Here is a 15,638-nt window from a genome sequence, read left to right on the forward strand (position 1 = left end):
GCTAAATCTCTAGGTGCTCTTCATTCAATCGAAATGTAAATTCCAGTATTTTAATTTTTCTGGGCGAGGAAGGCGTTGATTTGATTTTTTAATTCCTCTTTGATTTTTTCTACGCCCGAATCCTTCAAATCCTTATTCATCTTCGCCAAATTATCTTCAACTTCGCCGAAACCGGACAATAGGAATGGAAGATACTTATCCATAACGGTGTTGCATTTGGCCATTTCATTCTTCACAGGCTCTGGGTCAAATGTAAATCCTGCCAATACATGTTTCTGATACGTGTCCGGCTTATATTGATATTCCGTATATTGCTCAATCTGCTCCGGCAATCCGGCAGGAATTCTGGTTAATGTCGGATTCCAGGTCAACTGGTAACCAGGGAACATGTAATTTTTTGCCGGATCGACGCCATCCGGAACTTTCCACTGATTCTCTCCAACAGCCTCCCAGTTTTCGCCTTCGATACCGTAGGTGAATAGGTCGTTGTTCTCCTGGCTGGAGAACAGCCAATCCAGGAATTCCATGGTTCTGTCGATTTTTTTGGAGGAAGCAGGTATTGCCACAAAATTCCACGCCTTGCCGTCCGTGGATTGCGTTCCAGGCGTCATTTCCTGATTGTTCTTCATGATCGGCCAGAAACCGATCTCCGCATTCGGGTCTTTTGCCTTTTGCTCAGCTTCTTTCCCCTTGAAACCGCCTACAGTCATGTATCCTGCAGCTTCAGGCTTACCTGTTCCAGTCGTGTTCGTCAAGGTATCTACAGGAATAAATTGGTTAAACCGCTTCGCTTGATTAAACTGGTTCATCAGATAATTCAGACCGTATTCGGGATGAAAGTTAGCCCATTCGGATGCCGGATCGCCATAAGCCGCCACACCTGCAACGGATTTTCCGTCATCGGCGATTTGAACGTAAACAAAATTTTTCTTCGGATTTCCTTGGCCCGTGAACGGAAATACTTTCCCCTCCAGCTGTTGTGCATTGATATCGGTAAATAACTTAAAGAACGCCGTATTTCCATAGTTTCCAAACGGGATCATGTCTTTTTCGTTTTCTTTCACTTTTTGAAGGAAGTTATATAAATCGTCATAACTGCTGATCTCGTCCATTCCATACTTCTTCAGTAAATCTTTTCTGTACCATACGCCCTCCATATCCATGAAAGAGTTGGTAACCGGAATGGCATAGGTTTTGCCGAAGAGCTTGTTATCATTGATATACTCTTCGGAGAAAGCCTTTTGAAGTCCAGGATATTTAGGGTTGTTAAAGTATTCGCTTAAATCCGCCAATACGCCGTCTTTGGCGAATTTAGTCAATTCCCATGGGACAAACAGGTCGACGTCTTCTCCCGAGGTCATCCATAATTGATGCTTTGTTCCATAGTCGGCAGCCGGTGTCCATACCACATTCAACTTCGTATTAAGCGTGTCTTGCGTCCGTCTCTCGAACTCTCTGAAAGCGGGATCCACATCGCGATAATGCCCGTTCTCATTCCCGAAGAAACGAATATTAAGCGTAACCGGATCCTTCTTGGCTGCAGGATCCGTACCTTCTGTCGGACTGCTGGTTGGCGCCGTGCTTTCAGAAGGCTCGTTTGTTTGCTTGCTGCATGCTGCGAATAAAGCAGCAAGCATCGTGACCGCAAGCAGCACTACAAAAAACTTTTTCTTCATGTTACTTCCTCCCTTTTTTATGCAATCATCTATACTAAACCGCTTTCGCGGGTTTAGCCCTTAACGGCTCCAACTACTAACCCCTTAACAAAGTACTTTTGCACAAATGGATAAACAAATATAATAGGGCCTGTAGTGACTACGGCTGTAGCCATTTTGACCGTATTTTTGGGGGCGACATAATTAAGCACAGCTCCTTGCATGTAATCCATTTGATACATAAAGTCCACCTCTCTCAATACCTTCATGATCAGATATTGCAAGGAGTATAGATCTTTATCGTTAATATAAAGGGTGGCTTCAAACCATTTGTTCCAGAAACCGAGTCCATAAAACAATCCGATTGTTGCCAGTGCAGGCTTTGCCAATGGAAGGATGATTTTAAATAAAATATAGATGTCGTTCGCTCCGTCTATTTTGGCGGACTCCGCCAGCGATTCCGGTATTTGATTGAAGAAATTTCTTAACAGAAACATATTAAACGGATTAATCAACGCCGGGACAATATAAACCAGGATATTATCGCTTAAACCTAAATATTTGGAGATGAGAAGATACGAAGGTATCAAACCTCCGTTAAACAACATCGTAAAAAAGACGAAAAAAGCAATTTTATTTCTGTGAGTAAACGTTTTGACGGAAAGGGCATAAGCCATAGCGCTGGTAAGGATCAGGCAAAGGAGTGTACCCACAACCGTGATAATGATCGTTGTCCTGTAAGCGGTAAATATGGTGTTATCCTGAAAAATGACCTCGTAAGCAAATAACGAGAAATCTTTTGGAATAAGAGAAAAACCGGTTAATTGTACCGCTTTTTCACCCGACAGGGAGCTTGATATAATAAGGATAAAAGGCACGATGCAAAATATTGAAAATATAGCCATGAAAACATAAGAAAATAGATCTATTGCTTTATTCTCCAAGCTGCTTTTCATTTTCAATCTCCTTTCTTTAAAAAATGGCAGAATCCGAATCATATTTCCTGGCCAAATAATTCGCTACAAATACGATGACTAAACCTACAAGGGATTGATAAAATCCGATCGCAGCAGTCATGCTCATTTCATTCATTTGCCTGAGCATTCTGAATACATAAGTGTCTATGACATCGGTCGCCTCGTACAAGCTAGGGTTGTCGCCTACAATCGCATAAATCATTCCAAGATCCCCGTGGAATATGCCTCCGATGCCAAATAAGGTCAATAGAACGGCTGTTGATCTAAGCTGCGGCAACGTAATCTTTGTAATACACTGCAACCGGCTTGCTCCGTCAATTTTGGCAGCTTCATACATACTCTGGTCCATACCTGCAATAGCTGCCAAATAGATAACGGAGCCGAAACCCGCATCTTTCCATATTTTTAAAACAACCAGTATCGCAACCCATAAATTCGGATTGGAATAAAAATTGATTTCCTCTCCTTCCTGAATAAAACCAAACGTTTTTAAAATGGCATTAATAAAACCTACATCCGTCGACAACAATGCAAAAACAAACATCGACACCAATGTCCAGGAAATGAAATGCGGCAGAATGACAACAGATTGGGTCACTTTCTTATAATGTTTGGATCTGATTTCGGATAAAACAATGGCAATCAGGATCGCAAAAAACAACCCGGTAAAAAGAAACAATAGGTTTAAATACACGGTGTTCCAGGTTACGACCAGCCAATCCTTTGAGGAGAAGAAATACTCGAAATTTTTCAGACCGACAAATTCACTCCCAAAAAGTCCTTTCATCACATTAAAGTCTTGAAAAGCTACGATGATTCCTACCATCGGCAGATATGAGAAAATCACGAAAAATAAAACGCCTGGTAAAACCAATAAGTACAAATAGAAATTTTGTTTCACATCCGATAGGAAGCTCTTTTTTTTCTTCTTCATCACTACGCGATCTGCTTTATTATCGCTCAATGCTACACTCACCATTATCATCCTCCCTGTATGCTAAAAAATCTCTTGGCTCGCGTCGTGGTTACAATGAAAGCCCTTTCCCTTTTGACTCTAATGCCCTATTTATGCGTGTTCAAGTTCTCGTTTTATCAAAAATGCCGCTTTGATGGTTTTTGAACCGGTTCCAAATAGCGCTGCAGCGTAATCCGATGCAATTTGAACTTAGGGGGGAACAAAAAAGAACCGACCGCTTAATTGACTACTTCGACATAGTCAATTCCGCTATCGGCTCTTTTCGATTCACTTCACTCATTCGAAGTTCGCTTGCTTTGACTCCCTTCGTTCTGGATGCTCATTCTATAATTCTCCGGGGTTTTGCCAAAGTGTTTTTTAAATACGGTGAAGAAGTGCTTGCTATTCTCCGGATACCCGACCGCTTCCGCGATCCTGCTGACAGGGTCATCCGTTTCAATAAGAAGTTTCTGCGCTTCTGACATCCTGCATTGTGTAATATAATCGGATAATGATACACCTGTTATCTCTTTGAATATAGACCTGGCATAATTAGGGGACAGCTCTACATGCTTCGCTACCGTATCCGTTGAAATATTCATACTATCATAATGTTTTCCGACATAATCTTTAATTTTATTCGCAATCATGGTTTTTACATTTTCTTTTGCATCATTGCCTTTTGTTTCTATAACCTTGGAGCAAAGGGAATAAAGATACGTTTTTATTTCCTCCAACGTTTCGCAGGCTTGGATCTCAGCAATAAGCACCTTTATGCTGTACTCTCCATTCTCTATGCTCGTCTTGGCTATACCGCTTAGCGTCCTTGTAAGCAACACCGCTAACTGCAACACCGTGATTTGGATTTCATCCGCGCTGGATAGAACAAGCCTTTCGAAAAACTCGTTGAGGCTTGTGTCCATTTTTCGCATATTGCGTTCCTTTATGGCTTCGACCATTCTCTTCTCAATATCATAAGGATAGTCATGGAGACCCTTATTGTTTCGTTCGGCTATATCGCCATATTCTATGACTGCTTTTCTGCCGAAAATAATGCGATAATTCGAGGCTGCCAACGCATGCTGGAAGGATTGGCTGATCCCTTCCACTCCTTCTACAATATCGCCTATCCCCGCAGATACCGAAATCTTCAAATATTTTTCGATATGATCTTGTATTTCCATTGTCGAATCGATTATACGACTCGCAATCTCGCCGCTTCCATCCTTTATATTAATAATAATACTTACATAATCGTATCCGTTATCGATGCCTTCCACCTTAAATCGTTTTTCCCGAAAGAATTCGCTAGCGATATTAAGAATTGCAAATTTAACCAATCTTACGTCTTTCGACCATTTTCCCGATAGAACTTTTTCAAGCGAATCCATTTTAAGCACGAGGGTTACGTAGTATGGATCGTCGAAGCTTACCCCGCATTCCGTCCTATAATCGTTGTCGAGGATTTTATCGTCGATTTCCCCATCAAGCAATTTGCCCACTAATGCCTTCTTCTTGTCATTCAATAGCCGGTTTGAATCCAGTCTGTATTTATGGAGCAGTTTTCGAAATGGATTATAAATGCTCGAAGTAAAAAATACAGCTAGAACGATCCCTGCGAGGATAAAAATAATCGTTAAAATCAATAAAGTCTTTTGCATCGAATAGGCCGAAGACAGAAGCTTGCTATATTCGCCTATGCCTATAAATATCAAGCCTAAATGTTTTGCTTTCACATAGCTGACAAGGGATTCCCTATCATTAATCTTCGTTATAAAGCTGCCTTTTTCATGGTTTGACAACATGATTTGTTTGGCAAAGCTTTCATTGGATAGATTTTTATTAATCATAGAAGTGTCATCATGTGACAATACATTACCGTCTTTATACATGATCAATACTTGATTAAGATCTCCGGCACTTCCGCTGGTAACCATCTCCTGTAGTATTCTTTCATTTAAATTAATGACTAATGACGATTCGACATCACCATGACTTGAAGTATTGGCGAATACCAACGTCATGAAATTTTCGCTTATCGTTTTATTATCTATTACATATTCCACTTTTCTTGTGAAATATTTATTTGAGACGTTGTGTTCCGTATTCCTTAGAAGATTGATTATATCTTGATCCAAAAAGTCTGTAGTCGACTGAATCCCTTCACCAACCTCAGAGATATTGAAAATGACCCTGTCCGTCTTTGAATTATAAATATATATGGAGCGAATAAGCGGATTGGACTTCACATATTGCCTTAATTTCCTTAATACATCTTGATCGGCGAATGCATCGGATTGATCAACATACAAACCGTAATTAAAATCGCTATCCACAGCATTAATATATAACTGATAAAAGTTATAGTAGACATTTATGAGCATTAAATCCGCAATATAATAGGATTGCGATATGAAATTTTCAGAGGTTTGACTGACTTGCTCTATACTTTTATTGCTGTAAGTACGAAATAGTACAAAAGAAAAAACGGTTAATAGCACGATAACAATAACTAAATAGGAGGATAAGATTTTTATCAATAAAGGATTTTTTCTAAAGAGACGTTTCAGCCTTTCCCCTGCACGGTCTACTTTCATGTGGCTATCCCCCTCGATGCATCTATTGGGAGAACGTCCTGGGAAACAGATCAGTCCCCCAGTTCGCCCAAAACCGTCCTTTCGTCACGTACGAAACTGAATGCCATGGGCATGCTCGTTGATGTCGAAATTTCCTTGCTCCGCATCCATAATCAACTCGCCATTAATACGCAGATTGGTGAAGGTGATACCATCCACGATCCGTTCCCGGTCAAATCCGTAAATACGGTTTTTGTTTTCATTTTTGCCGTTATAGGTAACATTCCGGAAATGTATGTTCTCAATCCGTTTACCGGCAGCGGGGTTATATTTTTCATTCCACACCACACGGATGTCCAGCAGCTGGCCCAGTTCAAAATCCTCCACACGGATATTGTCAAAGGTCACATTTCGAACCGTGTTATTATCGCCGGCATTAATATTCATGGCCCCCCAATAACCGGGCTGGGGCTCATGATGCTCCAAGATATCGATATTGCTGAACTCAACATCCTCGATCAAGTCGCCTCCCCGGCGATAGTCCCCATGTCCGCCGATATTCATCGCATGAGCGACGTCAGCCCAAAGGACGGAGTTCTTGACACTTACGCAGCGTGAATCCCCCTTATAATCCCAGCGGCTTCCGTATACGGCAATACAATCGTCGGATGTCCGCAGGAACACATCGTCGATCTCCACATGCGAGCTGGACATCATGTCGATGCCGTCGCTCCATCCTCGCGTGCTGAAGGACTTGAAGTTGCGAATCCGGATATGCTCGGACTTGCCGATGTAAATGCTGTAATGCGGCGGGTCCAGCAGCACGATCCCTTCAACGGCAATATGTTGCGAGAAGAGGATTCGGACACCCCGAAACGCGGAAAACCGGTGGAAGTCGGATAAATATAACACGCCTCTGCCGCGAATCGTGACATCCTGCACATGATCGCAGACAAGAGAGCCGACGACAATAGCGCCGCCGGCGATATAGACGGTTTTCCCGGACGGAATGCGGAAGACCGTCTCCTCCAGATAGTGCATCCCCGGCCCGAAATAGATGACTTCCGGCGCTGCACCTCCGGGCTCCTTCGGACTGTCGGCCAACCGATAAATATCCTCCATCCGATGGATAGCCGGCTTCAGGAACAGCACGTTAGGAGCGTCCGGTACCGGCGGGTTCTCCTCGGGAGCGTTTGCGAAAAGATGAAGATTGCCGAAGCGATCCCCGTTCACTTCTATCGACAGCTTGCACGGTTCATTCAATCGGAAGGTAACGGCCGCATTTTCCACTACGAACGGGATCCGCTTCGATAGTGGGCGGATGACAGCTTGGTGAATAGGTCCCTTCCGGCTCTCGACCCGCACCTCCACCGTTCCCTCCATGTCAAAATAAGACATGGAGGCATGTCTGACGTTATGCATATCCACCTTCGCTTCATACACGAAAAGCGGCTCCCACTTCTCTCCTGGGATGCGGACGCTCACTGCAAAATCATCCCGACCAACCGCCCCTGCAGGCGCATCCCAAATCTTTAAATAACTCAACGATGTTCTCCTCCTTGAAACCGCATCATCCAACATCCTATTTACGTTTTTAGCGCAGAATCATAATGCGTTACCATATATACAAATCATTCCCTTTAAGCTTGAAAACGGCTTCCATGAAATAATAATCGCCATAAATAATCGGCGTATGCCGAATCGGATTGTGATACGCTGCAGAACCGTTGATAAGGAGATGATCGACCTCCATCCTCCAATCGCATCGCGAAGCATCCAACGTTTGTACTAACTTCAGGGCTGCGCCTAGGTACAAGTCCTTTTCATGCTCTCCAACAACTTTTGCAATCTCGATTAATCCGCAAGAAGCGATTGCAGCCGCCGTCGAATCCTCGTAAGCCGGCTCCTTCGGCTGCCGGAAATCGATAGGGATGATACCGTTTTCAGGAATATTAGCGATGAAATAATGCGCGATTTGTTTCGCCGTATCCAAATATTCCTGTTTCCCGGTATGGATATAGCTCATCATGAAGCCGTACAGCCCCCAAGACTGTCCGCGAGTCCATGAGGAACCATCTTCGTAGCCTTGCCCGCCATAAGTGCGTAAGACCGAACCCTCGTTTGGATCGAACTCGACAATATGATTGACGGAGCCGTCCGCCCGGACAAACGCGGACATTGCCGTATCCGCGTGCCGCATGGCGATTTGTTTGTACCGCGGATCCCCAGTTTCTCCCGAAGCCCAATAAAGCAATGGAATGTTCAACATACAATCGATGATCGCCCAGCCCCTGGTATCTGTCCCCTCCAAATCATTCCATGCACGGATAAAGCCCCCGGCGAGATTAAAGCGTCCGGCGAGCAAGTTCGCCGCATGCAGCGCCCGCTTCCTCGATTTCGGATCTTTCGTTACTCTGTAGCTGGCAACACTGGTCGGTAGCCACATAAATCCGACATCATGATGCAAGCCGTAAAAATGATGAAAACATTCGTCAAGAAGCTCTTCCGAATGAGCAGCGATGTTCTTATACTTTTCGTTGCCCGTCTCGTGGTGCATCAGCCACATCATCCCGCCCCAGAAACCGTTCGTCCACCAGCTGATTCCGTCCGCCGGATCGCTGCCCGGCTTCGTGTCCGGTCGATGGTCATGCGTACCGTTAACTGTTGTATAAGGAATTTTATATTGAGATCTTTCGCTCACCGCTTCCATTTTGGCCGTGATCTTCGCAATCACATCGCTGATCCATTGTCGTTCGCTTTCTGGCAACACAACTCTTCCTCCTCGTATGCGGAATGAATCTCTCGGCTCGCGTCGTGGAAACAATGAAAGCCCTATCCCTTTTGACTTTAATATCGTGTACATGAGTGTTCAAGTTCTTGTTTTATCAAAATGCCGATTTGATGGTTTTTGAACCTGTTCAAAAACAAACTGCAACGTATCGCGATGCTATTTGAACTCAATGAAAAACGCCCTAATTGAAAAGCAGCCGGGCAGGAAATTCTCCGCCCGGCCGTTATCAAGATGCAACTTATTCTTTCCAAAGCTGTACGCGGTCCTTCACCAGCTTCGTAAACTCTTCGTTCAGCTTCTCGACGCCTGCCCTCTCCAGCTCCGTCATGAAATCGTCCCAAATGGCGTCGAATTGCTCCGGCTCTGCCAGAATCGCTTGAGTTATGCGCCTCTTCACAATGTCTTGGCACTGTTGGAAGATGGCATTCGCTTCAGAGCCGGTCACCATGTTAATATTCCATGCCGATCCCCACGGTCTAACCGGGAATTCTTCCTTGGCCGGCCACAGATCCTTGTAGCTTTTGATGTTATAAGCAGCCAGTGTCTCCCTATCTGCCTGAGTGTATTCCTTCTCGATTTGTTCCGGGAAGACGGTGGTGTAATAATTGCCTGTTTGATCCTTCACGCCGTCGCCGTAACTCGGTCCAAATCGGTACATATCGACGCCGGTCGTTTTTCTAAAGTTCCAGTTGTCATTGACTTTCCAATTCAGAATGTCTTCCGGAATAACGCGTTTGCCGTTTTCCACCTTGTAATGCTTGCCTTCGATTCCCCAGTTGATCAGTACTTGCCCTTCATCGGACGCCAGAAAATCAAGAAACTTGATGACGCGAACCGGGTCTTTGGCGCTCGTCGTGATGGAGATGCCGGTTCCCGCCAAGTATCCCGGGCTCTGGAAGTCATATCGCTTGTAGGACTCATCCATCGTAACCGGGAAGTGGGCATAAGTTTGATCGAACTTGCCTTCCTTCCTCAATGCAGCTACCTCGCCGGCGAAGCCCCAATCCCTATCGATGAGTCCCAGAACGCGCCCGCTGGCAATCTTCGCCCCGTATTGGTCAGGCTTCTGAACGAAGCTCTCCGGGTCCAGCAGGCCGATGTCGTGCATATGGTTCAGCCATCGAAAGTATTCCTTCTCTTCCGGGCGCAAGTAATGGAGCTTCGCGTTATAAGTATCCGGATCGATATAGAACTCGCCTTCATCCGGCGCGCCAGTCGCTGCGACGGCCGGATTGGTGACGCTAATCAAAAACTGCCACCCTCCTCCGTTCAGGGTCAAGGGAATGATCGGTTGACCGTCGGCCGTCGTCTTGTGTTTGTCATAATAAGCTTTGAGAGCATTCTCGAAATCCTGCACCGTCTTGATCCGTGGATAGTTCAGCTCCTTTAACACGGCGTGCTGCAGCTCGAAGCCGGTTCCTGCATTGAAGTAAGTTTGGTTTACCGGTGCTGACGGCAGGACATATATGCCATGGTCGTCATTGCTCCAGCGCAAACGCTTCATGTATTCGCCATAGACCTTCTTGATGTTCGGAGCATGCTCTTCAATAAGCGGCGTTAAATCGATCAATGCGCCAGCGTCCTTCAGCTTGCCCACGCTGCCTTTGGCCGAAACGATGTCCGGATATTCGTTGTTTGCCACCATCAGCGCGAACATATCCGTATCATTAACGCTTATCGGGAATTGAGCTTTCATCGAGATGCCGGTTTTTTCCGTGATGCGCTTGCCGACCTCGCTTTGCATGCCGTCCCAAAGCGGGTTATTGTCGCCTGCTGCATAGGTGATCGTCATGGGCGCGAGTTCATTGTTCGGCGATGCGTCAGGACTGCCTGAGCTGTCGGAGTCCGATCCGTTGCTGCAGCCGATGGCGAGAAGCACTCCGATCATTAAAAGGCATGCCGCTATTCTTGTGCTGGCCTTCATGAAAGCCCCCCCACTTGAAAAATCTATGGTGTTTCCAATGAAAATGTCGTGGCCTTGGAAGGAGCTCCTTTGATCGAAGAGGGGGAAGCTCCTACATATTTCTTGAATTTGCTATGGAAATAATCCACATTGGGATAACCTACGAGCTCCGAGACCTCATAGACCTTGCGCCCTTCCTTGAGGAGCCGGATCGCTTGCTGAATACGGACCTTATCCAAGAAGGTATGGAAGGATTCGCCCGTATGCTGTTTGAACATTCTTCCCAAATATCCTTTGTTGTAGTTGTACATCTCCGCCATCGTCTCCAGCTTTAAATTTTCATGGTAATGCCGCTGGATAAAATCCATCACTTGCTTGACCACGGGCAGGCTCCCGTTCGCCCCCAGCCTTCCCGCCAGCTCGGCGAGCTGAGATTGGGCGGCGCTCATCACCCTATCGTAATGCGCGTGCTGATAAAGCTCGGCAAGCAGGGGCGCATATTCTTGGATATCGACGCATTGATGGAGAGCAGCCAGCTTGCTTAGCGCGACGGACAACACTTTGGCCAAACCGGTCTTGATCGCGGTTTCGGAAGAATCGTATGCCACGAGTGCCCTTCCCGCTTCCTCAAGCGTCTCCGCCACCCCCTCGCGTCTGCCAAGATCCAGCATATAGAACAGCTTGGTTGCGAGCGCCTCCAGATCCGGAGCAGCATGCCTGTTCGACTCCGTCGCAATATCGCTCAAGACCGGTTCCGTCGCCATGTGAATCTGCCCTTCGGTAAGCAGGAAACGGTTTTTCAATAATCCCAAGGCATCCTCGTATGATTGACGGAGATCCGCAAGTTCATAGACAATCCGTCCAGCGGCGGCAGTGAAGCCCATCTTAAGCCCGCAGGCGTCTTGCAGAAGCCGTGTCCATTCATTTTGGGCTTCTGGACGATTCAGATCTTCCTTCAACAGGAATCCGATATACGGGCCGGTCTGAAACCCGTATCCGAGGCCCTCCGTCTCCGCGAGTTCCAGCCATCTCGTCTTCACCGACTCCACGTACACAAGTCCTGCTTGAGAGATGTCCTCCGCCTCAACCAACAAAATCTGTTTGGATTTCCCTGCGAAGCTGGTTAAGGGCGCCAGCTCGCTTTCCAGTTCCGGAGCGTCAGCCGGATCAGCCGCAATCAACTTGAGGATAAGCTCCTCTCGCAGCGCATCGGCATGGAATTCGGACATTTTTGCGCGACCTTGCCGGTCCAGTTTGGCTCTGATGCGCAGCAGCTCCTCCTTCAGCTCCTCTACATCGATCGGCTTGAGCACATAGCCGCTCACATTCATCTCGATGGCTTGCTTGGCGTAGGCAAAATCGGCGTATCCGCTCAGAATAAGAAATTGGCAATCCCCATCCGTCTTGCGAATTTCGTGGATCGCTTGAAGTCCGTCCATTCGCGGCATCCGGATATCGATGACGATCAGATCGGGTGACAGCTCCTGATGGAGGGCAACCGTTTTTATACCGTTCGAGACGTCTCCTACTACGCAGAAGCCAAGCGCTTCCCAATCGACAATTTTCAGAAGCCCCTGCCGGATCGCCGGTTCGTCGTCGGCTACTATCACTTTATACATGTAATTTCCCTCCCAACGGTATGGAGAATGTGACGCGGGTACCGGATCCCGGCGGACATTCCAGCTTTAGCCCGAACCCTTCACCGTAGGTCAGAATAAGGCGCTGATGTACGTTGCGGAATCCGATCCGATGCTCCTCGGCATCTTCCATATCCTGAAATGAATGCTCAATTGCCTGCATTTTGTCTTCCGGTATGCCGCACCCGTTATCCTCCACCGTAATCACTACCCGGTCCGACTCCACGCGCGCATTTATGATTACAAGTCCCCCTTCTTCAACCTCCTCCAATCCGTGCAACACCGCATTTTCTACTAGAGGTTGAACGATGAGCGGCGGAATCTCCGCTTTCATTGCTGAATAATCCAGATCGAGCTTGTAAGTCAAACGTTCATCGTCGAAACGGAATTTCTGAAGTTCCAAATAGCAGCGCACAATGTCAAACTCTTCCTCAAGCGTGATCTTGCGGTCTCCGACTTCAATGCTGCGCCTCATCAGTTTCCCCAGGAGATGCACGACATTGGATATTTCCTCATCTCCCTTCACAAACGCTTTCATTCGAATAGACTCCAGCGCATTGAACAGAAAGTGCGGATTGATTTGGCTTGCCATCATCTTCAGCTTGATGTCGCGCTGCCGCAGCTCCAGCATGTTTTTCTGCATGTGGGACTCTCTCACCTCTTCCATCAGGCTCCGGATGCTGGCAATCATATGGTTGAACTGTTTGGATAACGCGCCAATTTCATCGTTTCCATCCACATCCGACTCCACGTTCAGATTCCCCATGGAAACTTTGTTCAACACCTTATTAAGAAGAAGCAGTCTGTGGGACAAAAAGGAGGATATGATGTATATTAGAACGATCGCAATGGACAAACTGGCCGCTATAATGGTAAACCCCAGCCTGCCTACCTGGTTTGCATCGCTCACGATGCTATCGATCGTAAAGACCGAAACGACTTTGAGCCCGTTTCGGCTATAGGGCGGAATCACCTCCTCCACCACAATTTTCGAAGGTTTCCCCTCGTAATGAAATTCGTAGGCTCCAGCCGGTTTATCGCTCAAATCCTTTGCAAAATCCATGCTGTCGATATTCCGGCCGACCCACTGCGGATATTTGGCGGCGACAATGAACCCTTGAGAATCGAAAATCATTGTATCGAACGGTTCCTGGCTTAGAAGCCCATTCAGTTCATTTTGATCCAAATCGATGACGAGCACGCCGTGGGAACGGTACAGCGGAAAATCAATTCTGCGAATGAGGCTGAGATACGGGCGATTTTCCTTCGTCTCGTCCGCGATGTATCGCCAAGCGATGGACGAACCGGGATTGTCCAACGCCTCCCGATACCATTCCGAGTTCTTGACAGACTCATCCGCGTTAAGAAAGTCCCAGTTGCTGATCGGCATCGGAGGGTCAGTGTAGAAGCGAACGTTATGTATTTCCTTGTATAGCTGGACATAATCCTGGAAATAGCGAAAATCCCAATAGGCTTTAACGAGCTCGAAAGTGGTCTCATAACGGGAATTTACCAAATTGGATAACCTGTCGTCGACTTGCAAGTTGTTCGATATTTCAATCGGCATCCGAAGCATGTCCGTTACGTGCTTCTTGATCTTATCCACGTTGTTCATGGTTTGCTGAGTAGCCTGGTCTAGTACATTTTGACGGTAGGAAACCGTCAAGATGCTGCCCACGAGCAGCACCGGGACGAATACCACGACCACGATGGAAATAATCATCTTGTTTTTTAACCGGATATTGTTCGTTTTCCTAATCGCGGCGAGGAGCTTGCTTTCCATTCCAGGTCTCCTTTCGGATGCTAAAGTGCTTCTATGGTGGCGCTTACAACAAAAGTCTTACGGATGAGTAGAAACTATTATCCTATTAAAATAATACCTTATCAACCCTCGAATAAAAATCAAAATATCCCCTCCCAACGTAACTGCCGTCCGCCATTACGCAAAAGAAAGCCGAAGTGCGCAAGGTCAAAAAAAACGGTTGGCGCAGCCTTGAAAAAGTAATGAGCGAGGGCTTCGTACAGCACAAATTCCGTGGGCGCAATAAGCTCACGGAATTTGTGCAACAATAGAAATTTTAAGTTTCCAAGGCTTAGTTGCTTTGCCGCTTCGCTCCCGTCCGATTCGGAGTAACGTTCAGCAGCACGTCTCCTCCGCGGACGAAACAATCTATTATAATCTTCATCGAAATGATTAGCCGACAATGCCCGTGCGCTCGATACCTTCGACAAAGTATCGCTGCACAAAGAAATAAATGATAATAAGCGGCAGGATCGCGAGCAGAATGCCTGTATCCTGCACCATGCTCAAATAGAAAGGATCTGCCTGAGAGGAGCCTCCGCTAATAAGACTGTTTAGGTTGTATGGCAAGGCAGCCAGCTGCACGGACATGACCTTGCCAGACGACAGATACGTTGTCGTAAAGAAGCTATCATTCCATTGCCACACGAACGAGAAGAGCAGCACCGTGATGATCGCCGGGATCGCGTTCGGGAGCATGATTCGGGAAAACGTCCTCCCGACCCCTGCGCCATCGATATAAGCGGCTTCCTCGACCTCTTTCGGAATTCCCCTGAAAAACTGTCTGAATATAAAAATATAAAGTCCCGCCTTCAGCGAATTGGCAGTCAAGGCTGTCAGTATGAAAGGCCAGTAGGTATTCAGCAGGTTGGCGGATTTGCCTGTAAGCAATGGAATGAGCCCCATCAGCGTAAAATCCTTCAGATTAAGATAGAGCGGAATGAGAATCGTCGAAGGCGGAACCAATATGGTCAGTACGACTCCGGCAAACAGCAGATTGCTGCCTTTGAATTTAAGCCGTGCAAAGCCGTAACCGGCCAAGGCGCATGTTGCCGCGGTAAGGATTGTAGTAGAGGCCGACAGGGCAAAGGTGTTGACCAATGTGTCCCAGTAATCCATAATCTTGATCGCCTGCTTGAAATTATCCCAAGTAAAATGGATGGGGACCCACACCACGATCGGCGAATAGAGATCTTCCTTATCTTTAATCGCTGTCGAAATTTTTTGCAAAATCGGGTACAAAATCAAAAACGACAGTCCTACAATCAATACAAGACGGACGAATGACCAAATCCACCTTTTCCAGGATTCTACCGATAACAGCCGGGAATTGCGCACTCGTA

The 15,638-nt window shown here is 46.5% G+C and carries 10 protein-coding genes; all 10 read right to left on the bottom strand.

From position 1 onward, the window contains the following. Positions 1-50 precede the first annotated feature (50 nt). The 10 genes from D3P08_RS06015 to D3P08_RS06065 all read right to left on the bottom strand — a co-directional run bounded on the left by D3P08_RS06015 (position 51) and on the right by D3P08_RS06065 (position 15,633). Complete coding sequence (locus D3P08_RS06015) at positions 51-1,676, bottom strand: ABC transporter substrate-binding protein (protein ID WP_119598517.1); 1,626 nt, start codon at positions 1,674-1,676, stop codon at positions 51-53. A 53-nt stretch (positions 1,677-1,729) separates the two neighbouring features. After that, a complete protein-coding gene (locus D3P08_RS06020) occupies positions 1,730-2,611 on the bottom strand; it encodes a carbohydrate ABC transporter permease (RefSeq protein WP_119598518.1) in 882 nt (293 codons plus the stop codon). 16 nt (positions 2,612-2,627) lie between these two features. Next, on the bottom strand, positions 2,628-3,608 hold the full coding sequence (locus D3P08_RS06025; protein ID WP_119598603.1) for an ABC transporter permease: 981 nt from the start codon (positions 3,606-3,608) through the stop codon (positions 2,628-2,630). Between the two features lie 272 nt (positions 3,609-3,880). Continuing rightward, the gene (locus D3P08_RS06030) at positions 3,881-6,184 is read right to left on the bottom strand and encodes a helix-turn-helix domain-containing protein (RefSeq protein ID WP_119598519.1); all 2,304 of its coding nucleotides are present in this window, start codon (positions 6,182-6,184) and stop codon (positions 3,881-3,883) included. An 84-nt stretch (positions 6,185-6,268) separates the two neighbouring features. Beyond that, positions 6,269-7,708: a glycosyl hydrolase family 28 protein gene (locus D3P08_RS06035; RefSeq protein WP_119598520.1), complete on the bottom strand. Its 1,440-nt coding sequence runs from the start codon at positions 7,706-7,708 to the stop codon at positions 6,269-6,271. A gap of 70 nt (positions 7,709-7,778) precedes the next feature. Next, complete coding sequence (locus tag D3P08_RS06040; protein ID WP_420819016.1) at positions 7,779-8,873, bottom strand: glycoside hydrolase family 88 protein; 1,095 nt, start codon at positions 8,871-8,873, stop codon at positions 7,779-7,781. A gap of 319 nt (positions 8,874-9,192) precedes the next feature. Then, a complete protein-coding gene (locus D3P08_RS06045; RefSeq protein WP_119598522.1) occupies positions 9,193-10,878 on the bottom strand; it encodes an ABC transporter substrate-binding protein in 1,686 nt (561 codons plus the stop codon). Between the two features lie 23 nt (positions 10,879-10,901). Further along, a complete protein-coding gene (locus tag D3P08_RS06050; RefSeq protein WP_119598523.1) occupies positions 10,902-12,476 on the bottom strand; it encodes a response regulator in 1,575 nt (524 codons plus the stop codon). Then, complete coding sequence (locus D3P08_RS06055) at positions 12,469-14,277, bottom strand: sensor histidine kinase (protein WP_119598524.1); 1,809 nt, start codon at positions 14,275-14,277, stop codon at positions 12,469-12,471. Before D3P08_RS06055 ends, D3P08_RS06050 begins: the two co-directional genes overlap by 8 nt. Before the next feature lie 411 nt (positions 14,278-14,688). Beyond that, on the bottom strand, positions 14,689-15,633 hold the full coding sequence (locus tag D3P08_RS06065; RefSeq protein ID WP_119598526.1) for a carbohydrate ABC transporter permease: 945 nt from the start codon (positions 15,631-15,633) through the stop codon (positions 14,689-14,691). Positions 15,634-15,638 lie beyond the last annotated feature (5 nt).

It is taken from the genome of Paenibacillus nanensis (assembly GCF_003583765.1).
In the GTDB taxonomy this organism is placed as follows: Bacteria; Bacillota; Bacilli; order Paenibacillales; family Paenibacillaceae; genus Pristimantibacillus; species Pristimantibacillus nanensis.